Source organism: Clostridium gallinarum (genome assembly GCF_014836325.1).
Taxonomy (GTDB): Bacteria; Bacillota; Clostridia; order Clostridiales; family Clostridiaceae; genus Clostridium; species Clostridium gallinarum.
The window spans coordinates 71,895-90,185 of sequence record NZ_JACSQZ010000003.1 but is presented as its reverse complement, the minus strand read 5'-3'; the positions used below and the strand labels follow the sequence as shown (position 1 = coordinate 90,185).

Here is an 18,291-nt window from a genome sequence, read left to right as displayed (position 1 = left end):
ACAGGAGGAAATTTATATGTCAAAAAAGATAAATAGCAATAGATATATAACTAGTTTAGATGGATTAAGAGCCTTTGCTGTATTAATAGTACTTGCTTATCATTTTAGTTTTAGCTGGGCTGGAGGCGGTTTTTTAGGTGTTGATATATTTTTTGTTATATCAGGTTATTTAATAACAGATAAAGTTTTATCTATACAAAAAAATAATAAAGGTTTCAAACTAAAGGATTTTTTGATTAGTCGTATTAGACGTTTATTTCCAGCAGCCTTTGTAATGATAGTAACTACTTTTATTTGGGTAATTCTATTTAAGCCAAATTTGTTAAAGAATATTATAGGGGATGGAATAGCATCTATTTTTTATGTGAGTAACTGGTGGTTTATTTTTCACAAACTTTCTTATTTTGATAGTTTTGGATCTCCATCACCTTTTAAGAATTTATGGTCTTTATCATTAGAGGTACAATTCTATATTGTATGGCCTATTATACTTATAATAGGATATAAGCTTTTCAAAAAACGAGACAAGCTAGATAAGAGTGTTTTTGGTTTAGCATTAATTTCAGCTATGTTAATGGGTATATTATATAAACCAGGTATGGATCCTAGTCGTATATATTATGGTACTGATACTAGGGCATTTGAATTACTAATAGGAAGTTGGTTAGCTATTATTTGTCCAATGAAAATATTTATTGATAGAGGCTCTTTCTCTAAGAAAAAATCTAATAGGCAAAAAAATATGTTAAATATAATAGCTACAGTTAGCTTAACAATATTCATACTTTGTGTAGTTTTTGTTAATGAGTATAATATATTTCTTTACAGAGGTGGATTGTTTTTAATTAGTTTAAATGCAGCTATACTTATAGTTTGTGTTTGTAATCCTACTAGTTATTTACGACATATATTTTCATGGAAGCCTCTAACTTGGATTGGTGAGAGATCTTATGGAATTTATCTTTGGCATTATCCTATTATTGTTTTAAGTACTCCTGTTTATGAAATAGGAAATCCATCATATTTACGTGTAGGGCTACAACTTATAATCACACTTATTGTTGCAGATTTTTCATATAATTATATAGAAATGCCTATAAGAAAATATGGGGTTAAAGAGTTTATTAAGAATATGAAATTGGCAAGTATCACTAACCGTAAAAAAAGCTATTTAGTTAGAAGGGCTTCAGTTGCTATAATTATTTTAATTATTATGATTATGACTATTAACATTAATAATGTGTTAGTAGTCAAAGGGAAAACAGAGATATCTGAAATTACTGAAACTGAAGTAGTTTTGAGTAATAAAGAGGAAATTTCTGATACATATGATTTAGAAGTAAATTCTTCACCTGAGAATAATTTTTACGAAGAAATATTAGCTATTGGGGATTCTATTATGCTAGATATTACCTCAGCATTAAATGATAAATATGACAATATTACCATTGATGGAAAAGTTGGAAGGCAAATGCGTGAAGCTAATGACCTTGTAAATACTTATGCAGAATTTAATAATCCTAATAAAGCGGTAATTATTGAATTAGGAGCAAATGGTCATTTTACTGATAAAGAAATTGATAATTTGCTTGATTCTTTCTCAGCAGCAAATGTTTATTTAGTAAACGTACGTGTACCAAGAGCATGGGAAAGGGATGTAAATAAAACATTGAAGAGAAAAGCAGAAGAAAGAGATAATGTAACCTTAATAGATTGGTATTCTACTGCAATAGAGCATCCAGAATTTTTTACAGAAGATGGTGTTCATTTAGAATCAGAAGGAATTGAAGCTTTAGTTTCTATTATAGATACTGCATTAAATAAAACAAAATGAATTAGTGGTGAATAATTAATTTAATATAAAATTACATTAAAAAGATGTCCAAGATTTTGATGTTTGGATATCTTTTTTATTTTTTTTAAGAAATATGTTGACAAAATCCGACCTTTTGGGGTATTATATACAACGTAGTGAGCAAGCGTGTTTAGCTCAGCTGGATAGAGCAACGCCCTTCTAAGGCGTGGGCCAGGAGTTCGAATCTCTTAACACGCACCACTTGTGGTTTACTAGCTCAATCGGTAGAGCACTTGACTTTTAATCAAGGTGTACCGGGTTCGATTCCCGGGTAAGCCACCACTTGCGGAAGTGGCTCAATGGTAGAGCGTCACCTTGCCAAGGTGAATGTTGCGGGTTCGAGTCCCGTCTTTCGCTCCAAGAAATCTGTACAAATTTAAATTTGTACAGATTTTTTTTGCGTATAGGAAAGTATAAAAAGTTATGACTTATATTAACTATTTATACTTTCCATCCTTCAGTTTGCAAAGAGATACACATTGTATGACGGTGACTTGGAGCGTATGCGACGGAACAAGGAATATAATGTGTATATCTTTTTTAAAAATTAATATATAGAAATACTATGAAAATGATGATAATTATACCAATATATTATCAGAACTCTTACATTTTTCTTTTTTTATGATATAATAAAAGAAATTTATACATAAGAAGGAGAAAGTATATGTTAGTAGTATATGATAGTAGATTTGGTAGTGGAAAAGCATTTGCTGAAAAATTAGGAATGACAACACAAAGTGTTAGTGAAGAATTAAATCAAGAATGCGTTCTTGTTACACGTAATGAAGGATTAGGTGAAATTTCACAAGCTACAAGAGAATTTTTAGATAAGCACAAAGATTTAGTTCGTGGTGTTGTTGTAAATGGTAGTATGGCAAGACATGCTGAAACATATTGTTTTGCAGCTGATAAAATTGAAAAAGAATATGGAATTGCTTGTATTCGTAAAATTGATGGACAAGGAAATGATGAAGATGTAGAAGCAGTAAAAGCTGCTATTAACAATCTTTAATATAAGCAATAGTTTATTTTAAAAAGAAAAAGCTATGTGTAGGAAAACTACACATAGCTTTTTTTATTATGAGATAGTATCAATTTATTTAATTTTTGATTCGTATTGTTCTACCATTCTCTTAACCATTTCTCCGCCAACGCTACCGCATTGTTTTGATGATAGGTCTCCATTATAGTCTGAGAAAGGTACTCCCATTTCGCTAGCTACTTCATTTTTAAATTTTGCTAATCCATTCTTTGCTTCTGGTACTAATTTTTTTGCCATAATAAACTCCTCCTCAAAATGTTTTTTCAAAGTTTGTTTTAACTTTTATTTAAAAGTCTTTTTTAACTTTGTAATATTATATTGTGTAAAAAAAGAATAGATAAACTATTAAAATAAATGAAATAGAGGAAGGCAGTTCTTATTAGGGTAAAATTAGACAAACTGTGCTTTAAATTAAAAATTAAGAGTTAAGAATTAATGAAAAAAACTCCCGAAGGAGTTTTTATTTTTATATAAATATATTTTAAATATTTTTCTTTTGCATTTTGAATATTGCAATTACTATTGGAGTCACAATTACAGCTGATAAAATAGCCTCTGCAATTCCATTTGTACCTATTACAGTTAATAGGGCTGTAGTAACTGCATTTAAAGAATTTGATGCTATTGTGCCTCTTTCCACAAGAATATTAGCATAATCTTTAAAATAAATTAAGTAGATACCACCTAAAACACCAATAGTATTAATAAGAGATCCACAAATTGCTGCAATACTTATTGAAACTTTTATATTTTTAATTTTTGATCTTATTATTTTATAAATATAATAAGATATTACTCCAATTAGCACTCTTGGTAAAATAGAAATTAGTGGATTATAAAAAAATGGTGACATTGGTGTTGGAGCTGTAATATTTTGATAAATTGAAAATAATCCAAAGATTAGGCCTATAGACCCACCTACAACGGGACCTTCAATTATAGCTCCTATGATTACTGGTAAGTGTAAAATTGTTAGTTTAAAAAGTGGTAGAGGTATAAAACCAAGCCCTGTTAAGCCTAGGAATAAACAAATTCCTGATAACATAGCTATTATTACCATTTTTCTAACATTTGCATGGGATTTTCCCACCCCTCTAGTGTTTAACATTTAAACTCCTCCGTTCTTATTCCTTACTAGGATATAATTCGGCAAAAAATAAATTTTGCGAAGTTCGGTTTCTAATGAATACCGACTAATATAATTCTATCATATATGAATATGGTGTAAAGAAGAAAGTTATATAGATTTATATTTTTTATAATTTAGTTCTAAAGTAAAAGATGAGAGTAGTGGTGTAAATTGAGTTTAATAGAAAACTATACATAAGATTTAAATACTTGATATTGAAATTTTATTACAACTGTTATAGTATTAATATAACAAGTATAATAAGGAGTGTTAATATGTTACAGATAGTTAATTTTTCAAAAGCATATAAAAGTGGAAAAAAGGCTGTAGATAATATTTCTCTTAATGTTAATTCTGGAGAGATATTCGCATTTATAGGTCATAATGGAGCAGGAAAAACAACAACTATAAAGTCAATAGTTGGAATACTTGAGTTTGAAGAAGGCGATATATTAATCGATGGGATTTCAATAAAAAAGGAGCCTTTAGAATGTAAGAAAAAAATTGCATATATACCTGATAATCCAGATATATATGAATCATTAACAGGAATACAATACTTAAATTTTATTGCAGATATATTTAATGTATCAAAAAGTGATAGAGAGAGCTTAATAAAGTTTTATGCAGATAAATTTGAGATAACTAACTTCTTAGGAGATTTAATATCCTCATATTCTCATGGAATGAAGCAAAAATTAGTTATTATTTCAGCTTTAATTCATAAACCTAAATTATTAGTTTTAGATGAACCATTTGTTGGATTAGATCCTAAAGCATCACATTTATTAAAAGAAGAAATGAAAAAACTATGTAGTGAAGGAGTAGCAATTTTCTTTTCAACTCATGTTTTAGAAGTTGCAGAGAAGCTTTGTGATAAGGTTGCAATAATAAAAAATGGGCTTATAGTAACTCAAGGAAAAATGAAAGATGTAAAAGGTGATAGTTCATTAGAAGATATATTTATGGAGTTGATAGATAATGAATAATTTAGTAAGTCTTTTAAAAATTACTTTTATTAATTCTAGTGGAATTAATAAATTTACTAAGGAAAAATCAAAAATAGAAAGAAATAAAGCTATTTTTCTTACAGCAACAATTGGGTTTTCTATAATTGCACTGGTAAGCACATTAATCGTATATTTTAAGTTCTTAGCTATGGGATTAGAGCAGTTAGGATTATTAGAAATACTTTTAGTTATGGGATTTATGGCTAGTACAGCAATGATACTTTTTACTTCGATTTATAAAGCACAGGGAATATTATTTTCTTTTAAGGATTATGATTTACTAGCTAGTTTACCTATTAAAAAAAGTGATATATTAATTTCTAAAATGATGTATCTACTTTTTATAAATTATTTCTTTTCCTTATTTACCTTATTACCATCAGCAATAATTTATTATAAATATACATCAATATCTTTTATATTTTTTATAAATTTATTACTAGTATTTTTAGTATTACCTCTTGTACCTATAGTAATAGCATCTATATTTGCATTTGGAATAAGTTATATTTCATCAAGAGTTAGACATAAAAACTTATTTATTATTTTAGGAACTTTAGGAATTGCGTTTTTTATATTTTTCTTATCATTCAAATCAGGAGATTTGTTACAAGATTTAATTATAAATAGTAAATCTATAAGTGAAGGCATTTTAAAGATTTATCCTCCTGCAATTTTAGCGGTAAAAGGCCTAACTAATAATAATTTTTTATATATTTTATTATTTATAGTATATTCTTTATTAGTTTTTTCAGTCTTTATAATTATTTTTAGTAAGAGCTTTAATAAAATAAGTGCCAAGCTTCAAGAAAGTTATAAAAAAGCTAATTATAAAGTGAAAGAGATGAAAAGTTCTTCACAGTTAGCTGCATTAGTTAAAAAAGAAATAAAAAGATATTTTGCATCACCTATATACGTAGTAAATACTATATTTGGACCAATAATGCTTATAGGAATGGCAGTAGCTACTATATTCTTAGGAGAAAAAGTTATTTTAAGTATTATTGAAGTAGATATTATAAAAGAAATAATTCCTGTGTTTATTATAGTAGTTGTATGTGGAATTTTAACACTATCTTGCACAACAAATTCATCTATTTCGATGGAAGGAAAGAATTTATGGGTATTAAAATCAAGTCCAATTAATCCAATAGAGATTTTTAAAGCTAAGATAATAATGAATTTAATATTGATTTTACCAAGTGTTATAATTGCAGATATTATATTTTCTATTTCATTGAATTTATTGTTAAGTCAGTTTAGTTGGCTTCTTTTAATATCAATTATTTATTCATTTATAGTTCCTATTTTAGGATTAATAGTTAATTTATATTTCCCTAATTTAAATTGGGTATCAGAAACAGCAGTAGTAAAGCAAAGTGCAAGTGTTTTAATACAAATGATTGTAGGAGTAGGGCTTATAGCTATCCCTGTAGTTATATTTATATATGGGAATATAGTGAATTTAACTATTTTTCTAATAGGAATAGTAATATATGAAGTAATAATATTAATAGTATTAAGTATTATTTTAAATACTAGCTGTGTAAGATTATTTAATAAACTTTAAAAAAGAGGTGATTTAATGATTTTAAGAATAGATTTTGATTCGGAAGTTCCGATTTATATCCAAATAAAAAATCAAGTCATTGAAGGAATTGCAAAAGGTGAAATTGAAAGAGAAGAAGAGTTGCCATCAGTTAGGGCATTAGCGGAAGATATAGGAGTTAACATGCATACTGTTAATAAGGCATATACTTTATTAAAGGATGAAGGATATATAAAAATTGATAGAAGAAAAGGAGCAATAGTATCATTAAATTTAGAGCAATCTATGGATAAGTTTAAAGATAATTTAAATGAAAATCTATACTACTATATGGCAGAGTGTTTTAATAGAGGATTAAGTAAAGAAGAAATTAAGGCTTATATAGATAAAGTATTTTTAGATTTTGATAAAAGGTAGGTGATAGTTAATGGAGAAGATAATTATTGTAGGAAGTAGTGTTTTTGTAAGTATAATATTAGTTATTTCAACTCTTTTTGTTAATATGTTTTCTAATAATGGGATTATTTTTGGAGTTAGAGTTCCGAAGGAGTATGAAAAAGATAAAGATATAATTTGCTTAGAAAAACAATATAAGAAGAATTATTTAATATTTATTTTACCTTTAATTATTATAATAAATTTACTTGTATTTTTAAGCTCCAAGATATGGGTTTATCTTGTATTAATATTAGCTTTAATTATAGTTACGAATATACCAATAATTATTTATTGGAAGAAGACATTAAAGCTTAAGGAAGAAAAAGGATGGAGAAGTTTAGGAAAAAATGTTGTATTTGTAGATACAACCATAAGAAAGCCTAAAATAAAAGAAGATGATGTTGTAATAAAAACAAGAAATTATATGTTTTTATTAGTTATCCCTTTAATAACAGTTATAGTTACTTTAATTAATTATAATAATGTTCCAAATCCTTTTCCTATTCATTATAATGCAGAAGGAATTGCTGATAATTTTATAAATAAAGAAGGATTTAAAGGATTCTTTTATTTAGTTATGTTTCCAGTTTTAATGCAAAGTGTAATGATATTTCTTTTAGCTTTAACAAATAGATTTGCTATAAATGGTAAGGTTGATATTAATAGTGGAACTTTAGAGGAAATTAAAAAGCAAAGAAAAGTATTCAAAAAAGTTAATTCAATAATGCTATTTATAATTACTTTAGAAATAGTACTAATGTTTTCTTTTATACAATTTTGTACTCTTTATTCTTGGGATATTAATTTAATATATAGTGTAGCTTTGCCGATATTAATAATAACTATAATTCTTTTCTTAATTATAGGCTTTAAGATAGGTCAAGGTGGTAAAAATATAAAATTTAATAAAGAACAAAAAGAAATATATAGAGATGACGATAAAAATTGGATATTAGGAAGTTTTTATTATAATAAAAATGATCCAAGCTTATTTGTTGAAAAGAGAATAGGTATAGGATGGGAAGTTAATTTAGGAAATCCTATTGGATTAATATTTTTGCTAGTAACATTTATATTTCTTATAGGAATGATTATATATTTTATTATAAGTGGAATTTAAATTAGAAAAATGTATTTAAGGGGGAAGTAAAATGGTTAGTAATTTATCAATATTTTTTATGGTGATTAGCTTGATTGTAAACATATTCTTACCAATTGGTGGAATCATTTATCTTAAGAAAAAGTATAAGGTAAAGTTAAAAGTATTTTTTATTGGGATGATAGTTTTCTTTGTTGCTGTACAAATTTTAGAAGCACCTATTCATAGCTATTTTTTAAGCTTTAATAAAGGAACATCTAATTTTTTATTAAATAATCCATTAGCTTATATGCTTTATGGAGGGTTAATGGCAGGAATTTTTGAAGAAACAGCAAGATTAATAGCTTTTAAATATTTAATAAAAGAAAATGATAATTTAACTGGAATAGCATATGGGTTAGGACATGGTGGTATAGAAGCTATGCTAATTGGTGGTATAGCAAGCTTGAATTCTATTATATATGCAATTCTAATAAATAAGGGTGGTTTTCAAACCTTAATGGAAGGAGCTAAGGTCTCAAAAGATGTAATAGATGCAACATATAATCACTATATAAATAGTAGTGCTTTTTATTGGTTAGCCCCTGGATTTGAAAGAATTACAGCTATAATTGTTCATATTTCTTTATCAGTTTTAGTTTTATATGCAGTAAAAGAAAAAAAGTATATTTATTATTTTTTAGCTGTGATAATACATGCAGCAATAAATTTTCCAGCAGCTCTTTATCAAGCTGGAGTTATAACCAATATCCTTTTATTAGAATTATTAATTATGGGATTAGCTGTAATACTTGCATTAGTTATATTTAATAAGATAGTAAAAAAATCTTATAAAACTAGCAATGATTTGGAAAATTATTTATAATATTAGTAAATAATAGTTATAATTATAAATAATAGATTTCTATATTTATAGAAGTCTATTATTTTACACAAAAATAAGGGGGCTACTTTATGAAGGATTTAATTGTAAGAAAAGCTGTAGTAGGAGATGAAGAAAAAGTATTAAAGTTAGTGCAAGAAGTACTTAATTTATATGGATTAAATTTAAATCCAAATGATGAAGATCTAGATATAACAGATATACCTAAATACTATACTGAAAATAATGGGGACTTTGAAGTTATAGAATTTAAAGGTGAGATAATAGGAAGTTATGGAATATATAGAATAGATGAGGAAACTTGCGAGCTTAGAAAAATGTATCTAAAAAAAGAATTCCAAGGTTTGGGGCTAGGAAATATAATGCTTGAGAATTCATTAAAGCTAGCAATTAGTTTAAATTATAAAAAAATAACACTTCAAACTAATTCTGTTTTGTATAAAGCAGTAAAGTTATATAAAAAATATGGTTTTGAAGAATTTGAAGAAGAAGTATGTGAAAGATGTGATTTAGCAATGGTTAGAGAAATTGCATAATCATTATATAAATAAATTTATAAGATAAAGAGAGGGAATGAAGATATGAGAGAAAATAAAAATAATTTAGTTATAAGAAATGCTAAGGAAGAAGATGTAAGCACATTATTAAGCCTTATAAAGGAAATAGCAGAGTATGAAAAGATGTCAGATCAAGTTATAGCAACTGAAGAAACATTAATGGAATCAATATTTAAAAACAATAGAGCTAATGCACTTATATTAGAAGTAGATAATAAAGAAATTGGTTATTGTATATATTTCTATAATTTTTCAACTTTCATAGGTAGAAGTGGAATATATATAGAAGATATATTTATAAAAAAAGAATATAGAGGAAATGGCTTTGGAAGTGAAATATTTAAATTTTTAGCTAGAAAAGCTAAAGAAGAGGGATGTAAGAGAATAGAATGGTCATGCCTTGATTGGAATGAACCATCAATTAAGTTTTATAAATCATTAGGAGCAGTTCCAATGGATGAATGGACAGTTTATAGATTAACTGAAAAGGAAATAATAAAATTAAGTGAAATTTAAAGATAGTAAATGCAACATAATTATTTTGAAGTAAAAGTAAATAATAGCATAGCTATGGAGAACCAAAATAAAAGGATATTAAGTTTATTATTTTCTATGTTTGGGATATAATAATGAATAAATGGGATTTCATTAGGAGGAGTTTGATATGGAAAATAAAGATAATAATTTATATGATATTTTTATTAATTATTCTTATAGCCAATTGAAGGATTTATTTAAAAAGGCAAAGACAAAAGAAGAGCAAGATTTTTATATGACCTTATCAAATTTAGTGCTACAAAAAGAGCAAGCCAAAATAATAGGGGAATAATATGCGAACATATACAATTTTCGCTGGAGTTAATGGTGCGGGAAAAACTTCTATATATAAATCTATTTATTATAATGAAAATAAAGAAGAAAAAAGAATAAATACTGATGAGATGGTAGCTAGAATTGGTTCTTGGAAAGATAATACTCTTCAAATGAAATGTGCAAGAGAAGCGGTTAAATTAATAAAGCACTATATTTTAGAGGGCATATCATTCAACCAAGAAACTACTTTATCAGGAAAAAGCATAATAAGAAATATAAAGTTTGCAAAAGAAAATGGTTTTTATATAGTTATGAATTATGTAGGTGTAGAGAATCCTAACATTGCAAAGGAAAGAGTGAGAATTAGAGTAAGTAAAGGTGGACATGGGATACCAGATAAGGATATAGAAAGAAGATATTATGATTCCTTAAATAATTTGAATAATGTAATTATAATATGTGATGAAGTAAATATATTTGATAATACAGATGTATTGAAAGAAGTTATATATTTGAAAAATGGTAAGCTAATATGGAAAGATAGAAAAATACCAAAATGGCTAAATATTAATTTAGAATAAGTAGTAGAATCTAAGTGATGTTACTACTTATTTTTTATAGAAATATATTTAAAACATGAATTTAAACTTCTTTTAATTATATTGCATATGAGGAATTCTAATTTTTTACTTACGGTACTGTGAACCGTACCACAAATAAAAAAATAATTTGGAGTAGTTACAATAAGAAGTATCATAAGCAACGGAATTTTTTTATGTGACTTAATTCTAATCGTATTATATATAATCTGATATATAGTGATAAAAGGCTGTATCATCATAGTGGGATTTTGTTCCTAGAATGCCTTGAAATAAGATACTTTTAGATATTTTAGAGAATTGTTGTTTAAGTTTATTGTCAACATATATTTAAGATTTTATGACAATCCCATTCTATTGGATATTTGCAGGTAAATTAGATACAGTTTTTAATAAATAGTAGATATTTATAGCCTTAGGCATTAATAAAAATTGCCTAGGGCTATTTTTATTAGACTTAATCAAAATAAATATAATAAAAAAGCAATTGACAAAAAAATGAGCAATAGTATAATAAACCATAAGTAAATATATGTAAATAAAGTAAAAACAATCAAAATAATCTGCGATATATTATTTAATTGATAGTAGTTATTAAAATAATATTTACATATCTACAAAAGAAAAATATTAAAAATATATATTAATTAATGCAATAAGCAAAAAAATTAGGGGGTAAAAGTTAATGAAAAAAAATAAGCTGAGAGGAATAATAGGGATAGCTTTAGTTGTAAGTTTAGGGTCTAATTCTTTAAGCTATGCAAAAGTGAATTCAAGAAATGATTCACAATATGCAAAATTATTAAGTAGCATAAGGAATGGAAATTTAATTGAGGAATCAAGTGGTAATTCAAAAATTTCCAAAGATATAAATTTAGAATCTGATGAAGTTATTTCAGTTATTGTAGAATTTGTAAGTGAACCATTAGCAGTAGAAAATGAAACATCATTATTTAGTTTATCTGAATCAAAGGTAGAAAGGGATCACAGAGTATTTGAAACTTTTTTAGGGAATATGCCACAAACTTATAGTGATACACCAATAGAAATAAAAGAAGAGTATTATACTGTTTTTAATGGTGTAGCAATGAGTATAAAATCTAGTGAATTAGAATCTTTAACAAAGTGTGATGTTGTTAAGAAAATTCATAAAGATTATGAAGTTAGTATAGCAACTTTAGATGAAGAAAATGTAGATAATGAAACTAATAATATTTCTAATGAAGTTGAAAATAATGAATCTATAACAGAGGAAAATGAATTAAAAAATGAAACAGATATATTAGTAAATGAAGAAAAAATAGTAAATGAAGTTGAAGAAATAAATAAATCTGAAGAAGATAATATTAAAGATTTAGAAGAAAAGAGTGAAAATGTAGAACAAGTAGTATTAAACGGAATAGAACCTTTTATGATGGATTCAGTACCATTTTTAGATATTGATGATTTGCATGAAGAGGGAATAAAAGGTGATGGAGTTAAGGTTGGGGTATTAGATACTGGTATAGATTATAATCATCCAGATTTAATTGATGCATATAGAGGAGTTAAAGCAAAGGATGTTGATGCTAATAATAAAGATATTAATTCTGTTAAAGGTTGGGATTTTATAGATAATGATGCAGATCCTATGGAAACAACTTATAGTGATTGGAAAGAAAGTGGAGAAGAAGAGTTTGATTATTATGGAAATGCATATTATACATCTCATGGTACTCATGTTTCAGGAACTATAGCTGGTCAAGCAGCAAATACTGGAACTGATAATGCAGTTCTTGGTGTTGCTCCAAATGTTGAACTTTATGGATATAGAGTTTTAGGGCCAAGGGGTTCAGGTGCAACTTCAGGAATAATAGCAGGTATTGAAAAAGCTGTTAATGATGGAATGGATGTAATAAATATGTCACTTGGTGATTCAGGTACTACAGATCCATTTAGTCCTATGGTTACAGCTGTTAATAATTCAACTTTAGCAGGAGTTGTAACAGTAATTGCAAATGGTAATTCAGGACCAAATGCAGGAACCTCTTCAGCTCCAGGAACTGCTCAATTACCAATTAGTGTAGGAGCAAGTTCTGTAGATTATGAAGTTGATACTTACAAAATATCTTTAGAAGGCTTAGAAATAAATTCACAAGTTATGGTTAAAAATTTAGAGATTCCATTTTCAAATTTTGAAAATGAAGATTATGAATTAGTTTATTGTGGTTTAGGAAGTGAAGAAGAATTCGCTGAAGTAGATGTAACAGGTAAGGTTGCTTTAATTGATAGAGGAACATTGACATTTGTTGAAAAATTACAAAATGCAAAAGATGCTGGTGCTGCCTTTGCAATTATAGTAAATAATGTTACAGGCTCTACTATGCCGTATATTGGGGAAAGCACAAATTTAAATACTTTAGCTTTATCACTAGAAAGTGGACAAGCTTTAAAAGAAAATTTAGATAAAAAGATTAAATTAAATCCTTTAGATAGTATTATCGTTGAAGGTGATAAATTAACTGATTTTAGTTCTGTAGGTCCAGTTAAGAGAACTTATGAAATAAGACCAGATGTTATAGCACCAGGGTCACAAGTATTTTCAACAGTTCCAGAATATATAAATGATAAAAATGAAGATGAGGATAATTATAATGTAGCTTATGAAAGAATGAGCGGAACTTCAATGGCAACACCTCATGTAGCTGGTATAGCAGCTTTAATTCTTCAAGCTAATCCAGAGTATACCCCAGAGGATGTAAAAGCAGCATTGATGAATACATCAGAAAAGATTAATAAAGAAGATGGTAGTGACTATAGTGTTCATCAAATAGGTGCAGGAAGAGTTAATCCATATGAAGCAGTTTACGAAGATGTATCATTTAAAGCAGAATATGAGGTTATATCAGGAGAAAATAGAGAAACGTATGATAATGTAACAGGTATGCTTTCTTATGGAAGAGTATATAAGAGTGAAGATAAATCTAATGATGTAAAGAAGATAATTCCAGTTACAGTTAGTAATAATTCAACTGAAACAAAAAGCTATGATGTATCAGTTCATTACTCAAATAGCGATAGAGCATTATCAGCAGAAGAAAATAATGTGAACTTAAATATTGTAGATACAATAACAGTAGCTCCAGGATCAAGTAAGAGTTTTGATGCAGAAATAATTTTACCTGGTACTGCAAGTAATGGAACTTACGAAGGATATATTTTCTTTGAAGATACTGATAGTAATGAAGATTATCAAATGCCATTTAGTGTAACATTATCAATAGAAGGATTTAGTATATTAGATTATCCATCTATGTATGAAGGTAGATCAAAGGGAATATCAGCATTTAGTACATCAGCTTTATTTAATAAGAGTGAATATACTTATTTTACAGGAAGTGATGTTACAGTTAGTATGGCTGTAAGTGAACCGGTATCAGTGATTCATACTTTTATTAAAGATAAGGATACAAAAGAATATATTGGACATGCTGGTAGTCAAGATGGTAGTTGGATTGTAGAAGATGTTGAATCATTAGTTCCAAACATTATGCAAGGTGGATTAGTTTCTAAAATAGTTAATGGAAATGTTACTGGAGAAAAGAGTGCAGTTGAAAATGGAATATATGATTTAGAAGTTGTAGTTGAAACTTATGAAGGAAAGACTTTCTCAAAAACTATATCTATGGCAGTAATAAACGATACAAATTCTGATGAGCTTACTTTTAATTTTAATGAAGGAATAATAGAAGTAACTGATGATTTATATTCTTCAGAGGTTTGGTATGATGGGGAAGAGCATGAAGGTATTTGGATAAGAGCTAATGTATTTAATGAGTATGTAGATAAAATGAAGGAAGATTATGGTCTAGATTATTTAAAGCAAGAAGAATTAAATGGTTTATATGCAAATGGATATTATCCAGATGGTGAAAGAATTGGAATGGATGTTATGTCCAAGGAAGATGGAGATGTATTAATAGCTGGGGTAGAAAGAAGTGACTTAGAAGATGGTTTCTTTAAGGTTAAGTTAGAATATGCTAATGTTGCAACAGTAACAGACATGCCACATAATTTTATATTTGTGAATAAAGATACTCAATATTTATCATTAGATACAAATCTAGAAAGAGTTACTGAAAATGATAACTTAGTTGCAAGTATTTCTTTAAATAACGCTAATAATGTTACTGAAGGTACATTTATTGTTGAAAATTATGGGAATGCTAATTTGAGTTTAGAATCAATAACTGCAACTAATGAATTAAAAGCTTTATTAAGTGAAAATAAAGAAGGGGTTAATATAAGTTTTAAGGAAATTCCAGCTGATGATGAGAGACAATTATTTGAAATTTCATTTAAATTAAATGGAGAAAGTATTATTGGCTTAAATGATAATATTAAATTATTTGATGTTAATTATAAAGTTAATAAGCTTGATGGACTCGAAGAGGACTTAATAGATGATGAACAATTTAGATATATAAATTTAAGAGGGATTAGTGGAGAGTTTAAAAATTCTAATGGAGACTTAGTTGATGTTCAAGTTGGAACTATGGATAAAAATTTATTAATTGAATCTACTGAAAGAACTTTAATTTATGGAACAACTAGAACTTATGCTAGAGGTATGAAGGATGCTAAAGTTTATGCTATTGATCCAGATGGAAATAAGTATGAGCCAACTTACTTTAAGTTTGATAAAATGCTTGAAGGAGGTCACATGTTTGCATTTAATGATCTTCCTATAATTGAAGGTGATTATAAAGTTGTATTAGAAACTCCAGGAGGATTTGATAGTATTGTAGATGTACCAGGAAGTAGATTAAATAAGGAAAACAATAGAATAGGGAATATATTTGCAATAACAAGCTATTCATTTACATCTTCAACGCCATTACAATCTAAATTAGGCGATGTAAATGAAGATGGAGCAATAGATATTCTTGATGCTATTGAAGTTGGTAAGTTATATGTACCTACAATTTTCGATACTGATATTATTTCTAGTGAATATAGTGAAAATTTATCAGAAAGGGTTGCTGCAGATCTAACTCAAGATGGAGTAGTTAACTATAACGATATGAGTGCAGTTATAGAAAACTATTTAATGAAAGATTATTTAAATGAAGATGCTAAGGAACCACAGGAAGTTTATGATGGGAATGATATTTATGATATTCTTGAACAATGTGGATATTTTGATGAACAGCCAGATCTTAATGTGACTTTAGAAGCTGATAAATATGAATTAAAGGCAGGAGAAACATTAAATATTACAGCTACTCCACCAACAGAAGAAGTAGAATTTGAATATGAATTCTCAGTAAGAGGAGAAAATGATGATGAATGGACAGTTATTCAAGAGCGAAGTGGCAATAAAAGTACTTCTTGGATACCAGAAGAAGCTGGAAGCTATGCTGTTAAGGTTAGAATTTTCTATGATCCAATAAGCTATATATGGCAAGATAATAAGATAGTTACTGTAAATCAAAAGGATATTGTTGAACCAGGAGAACCAGTAAATCCAGGTGGTGGAGATAATAACAACAACGGTAATACCCCACAAAATCCAGGCGATGGAGATGATAACAGTAATAACAATAACGGAAATGATAGTGAAAATAATGGTAATGATCAGCAGAATCCTGAAAATCCAGACAATGAGGATGATAGTGATGATGTAAGTAACAATGATAATGGTGAAAATAATGATAATAACCCACAAAATCCAGATGACAATAATGGAAATAATACAGGTAATCCACCTACTACTGAAAAACCAGATGATTCTAAGGAGATAACAGATAAGAATAATTTACCGCAAACAGGAGGAAATAATTCAATAATAACATTAGTATTTGGATTAGTTTCAACTATAGGTGGAGTTATAGTATCTAAAAAGAAAAAATAATTTAAGTACTCCATAAAATTTATATAGAAATTCATCTAAAGTAAAATGGAAGATAACTATTTTAATAGTATTTATTGAGTGATTTAGATTTAGATAATTAAAGTGATAAGATATGTAAAAAGCTTAGTGCGTAAACACTAAGCTTTTTTATATTAAAATTTAATATAATTTTTTATTAACTATTTATTATCTTCATTTTTCTATTATCAAAGTAAACTCCTTGTAAATTTACTTTCTCTAAAAAGTTTAGGGCTAAATCAAAATTTCTTCCTATAGAGTTTTGTATGTGAGCATCAGAACCTAAAGTAATATATTTTCCACCTAAATCTGAATATAATTTATAAATATCTATTAAAGATTTTTGTGCTTCTTTAATATGAAGTCTTGAGGTATTAAGTTCTAATACCTTATTTTTATTTATTAGAATTTTAAAGATTTCAGCTATTATATCTTTAAAATCATCTAGAATTATTTCTTTATTTTCAAATTTGCAGTATCTACACGGATAATCTATATGAGATAAGGAGTCAAAATTATTATATAGCTTTACACAAGTTAGCATATTTTCAAAGTAGAGTTGAAAGAATTTAGTTTTATCATAACCTTGATTTATATAATCAACATAAATATCTAGATTATTAACTGCGTGAATAGAGCCTAAAATAAAATCAAAATCATAATTTTTAGCAATAGCTTCATTTTCTAAAAGAGTATCCTCTGTTAATCCTATTTCAATTCCAAGCTTAAGTCTATCCCCTCTATATTTTTCGTATTCATTAAAATAACTAGGTATATGAAATTTAAAATCTTCTTTTACAGGATAAGCCAAATCCATATGATCTGTTATTATAATACCTAGATTTTTTTCTTTTGAAGTTATTATTGCATCCTCTATTTTCATTCTGCTATCTGTAGAAAATTTAGAGTGCATATGACTATCAAAAATCATTTAAATTCCCCCTTTTATAATATGATTATATCATTTGTAATAAAATATTAAAATTAAATATCTTGATTAATAATATTAATAAATATAAAATAAAATTACAAAATAGCAAAGGTTGTGGTTTTATGGAGAAATTATTTACAATAAAAGATTTAGTGTTTTATAAGGAAGATTTTTTAGATAATATTGAAGAATTTGAAGATGTAATACATATTATAAAAGAATTTAGTCATAAGCTTAACTATGAAGAATTAGAAGTTGTCGAAGAAAATGACTGTTGTGGAAGAACTAAAAAGAATTATTTTATTGAAATTCAAGGTTTCTTAAATGAATATGATGAGTTTATTACAAGAGAAGAACTAAGCTTATTAGTTAAAGAAAGACAAAGTGGTTTATTAGATTTATTCGTTATAAGAATATATAAATGTTTAGCGTGTAGAAAGTGGATAATAGATATTTTAGAATAAGGGTGAAG

The 18,291-nt window shown here is 27.0% G+C and carries 16 protein-coding genes and 3 tRNA genes; 16 read left to right on the top strand and 3 right to left on the bottom strand.

Annotated features, from left to right (window positions below):
- Positions 1–16 precede the first annotated feature (16 nt).
- The 5 genes from H9660_RS01500 (at position 17) to H9660_RS01480 (ending at position 2,870) form a co-directional block, all read left to right on the top strand.
- Positions 17–1,834 (top strand): acyltransferase family protein, encoded by a 1,818-nt coding sequence (locus H9660_RS01500; protein WP_191747836.1) that lies wholly within the window; start codon positions 17–19, stop codon positions 1,832–1,834.
- A gap of 145 nt (positions 1,835–1,979) precedes the next feature.
- Positions 1,980–2,056 (top strand) — tRNA-Arg (locus H9660_RS01495).
- Between the two features lie 5 nt (positions 2,057–2,061).
- Positions 2,062–2,137: transfer RNA gene (locus tag H9660_RS01490), tRNA-Lys, on the top strand.
- A 3-nt stretch (positions 2,138–2,140) separates the two neighbouring features.
- Positions 2,141–2,215: transfer RNA gene (locus H9660_RS01485), tRNA-Gly, on the top strand.
- A 307-nt stretch (positions 2,216–2,522) separates the two neighbouring features.
- Positions 2,523–2,870 carry a class Ib ribonucleoside-diphosphate reductase assembly flavoprotein NrdI gene (locus H9660_RS01480; protein ID WP_191747834.1) on the top strand — a complete coding sequence of 116 codons (348 nt, stop codon included), beginning with the start codon at positions 2,523–2,525 and terminating at the stop codon, positions 2,868–2,870.
- A gap of 84 nt (positions 2,871–2,954) precedes the next feature.
- On the opposite strand, the gene H9660_RS01475 is transcribed toward H9660_RS01480, so the two are convergent.
- Both H9660_RS01475 and H9660_RS01470 read right to left on the bottom strand, forming a co-directional pair.
- Positions 2,955–3,137: an alpha/beta-type small acid-soluble spore protein gene (locus H9660_RS01475; RefSeq protein WP_191747832.1), complete on the bottom strand. Its 183-nt coding sequence runs from the start codon at positions 3,135–3,137 to the stop codon at positions 2,955–2,957.
- A 244-nt stretch (positions 3,138–3,381) separates the two neighbouring features.
- Positions 3,382–4,008, bottom strand: coding sequence for an ECF transporter S component (locus H9660_RS01470; RefSeq protein ID WP_191747830.1), 627 nt, complete (start codon positions 4,006–4,008; stop codon positions 3,382–3,384).
- A gap of 296 nt (positions 4,009–4,304) precedes the next feature.
- Between H9660_RS01470 and H9660_RS01465 the strand changes: the two genes are divergently transcribed.
- The 10 genes from H9660_RS01465 (at position 4,305) to H9660_RS16425 (ending at position 16,870) form a co-directional block, all read left to right on the top strand.
- Positions 4,305–5,018, top strand: coding sequence for an ABC transporter ATP-binding protein (locus H9660_RS01465; protein WP_191747828.1), 714 nt, complete (start codon positions 4,305–4,307; stop codon positions 5,016–5,018).
- Positions 5,011–6,609 carry an ABC transporter permease gene (locus H9660_RS01460; protein ID WP_191747826.1) on the top strand — a complete coding sequence of 533 codons (1,599 nt, stop codon included), beginning with the start codon at positions 5,011–5,013 and terminating at the stop codon, positions 6,607–6,609. The genes H9660_RS01465 and H9660_RS01460 overlap by 8 nt, the downstream gene beginning before the upstream one ends.
- 15 nt (positions 6,610–6,624) lie before the next feature.
- On the top strand, positions 6,625–7,005 hold the full coding sequence (locus tag H9660_RS01455) for a GntR family transcriptional regulator (protein WP_191747824.1): 381 nt from the start codon (positions 6,625–6,627) through the stop codon (positions 7,003–7,005).
- A 10-nt stretch (positions 7,006–7,015) separates the two neighbouring features.
- Entirely contained in the window at positions 7,016–8,146 is a 1,131-nt protein-coding gene (locus tag H9660_RS01450; RefSeq protein WP_191747822.1) for a DUF5808 domain-containing protein, read from the top strand.
- A gap of 31 nt (positions 8,147–8,177) precedes the next feature.
- The gene (locus tag H9660_RS01445; RefSeq protein ID WP_191747820.1) at positions 8,178–8,990 is read left to right on the top strand and encodes a YhfC family intramembrane metalloprotease; all 813 of its coding nucleotides are present in this window, start codon (positions 8,178–8,180) and stop codon (positions 8,988–8,990) included.
- Between the two features lie 89 nt (positions 8,991–9,079).
- Positions 9,080–9,544: a GNAT family N-acetyltransferase gene (locus H9660_RS01440; protein ID WP_191747818.1), complete on the top strand. Its 465-nt coding sequence runs from the start codon at positions 9,080–9,082 to the stop codon at positions 9,542–9,544.
- A gap of 45 nt (positions 9,545–9,589) precedes the next feature.
- Complete coding sequence (locus tag H9660_RS01435; RefSeq protein ID WP_191747816.1) at positions 9,590–10,081, top strand: GNAT family N-acetyltransferase; 492 nt, start codon at positions 9,590–9,592, stop codon at positions 10,079–10,081.
- A 148-nt stretch (positions 10,082–10,229) separates the two neighbouring features.
- Positions 10,230–10,394 carry a hypothetical protein gene (locus H9660_RS01430; RefSeq protein ID WP_191747814.1) on the top strand — a complete coding sequence of 55 codons (165 nt, stop codon included), beginning with the start codon at positions 10,230–10,232 and terminating at the stop codon, positions 10,392–10,394.
- A 1-nt stretch (position 10,395) separates the two neighbouring features.
- Positions 10,396–10,959: an ATPase gene (locus H9660_RS01425; protein ID WP_191747811.1), complete on the top strand. Its 564-nt coding sequence runs from the start codon at positions 10,396–10,398 to the stop codon at positions 10,957–10,959.
- A 703-nt stretch (positions 10,960–11,662) separates the two neighbouring features.
- The gene (locus H9660_RS16425; RefSeq protein ID WP_191747809.1) at positions 11,663–16,870 is read left to right on the top strand and encodes a S8 family serine peptidase; all 5,208 of its coding nucleotides are present in this window, start codon (positions 11,663–11,665) and stop codon (positions 16,868–16,870) included.
- Positions 16,871–17,045: 175 nt separating this feature from the next.
- On the opposite strand, the gene H9660_RS01415 is transcribed toward H9660_RS16425, so the two are convergent.
- Entirely contained in the window at positions 17,046–17,819 is a 774-nt protein-coding gene (locus H9660_RS01415; protein ID WP_191747807.1) for a histidinol phosphate phosphatase, read from the bottom strand.
- Between the two features lie 122 nt (positions 17,820–17,941).
- On the opposite strand from H9660_RS01415, the gene H9660_RS01410 reads away from it, so the two are divergent.
- Positions 17,942–18,283, top strand: coding sequence for a hypothetical protein (locus tag H9660_RS01410; RefSeq protein ID WP_191747805.1), 342 nt, complete (start codon positions 17,942–17,944; stop codon positions 18,281–18,283).
- The last annotated feature ends 8 nt before the right edge of the window (positions 18,284–18,291 follow it).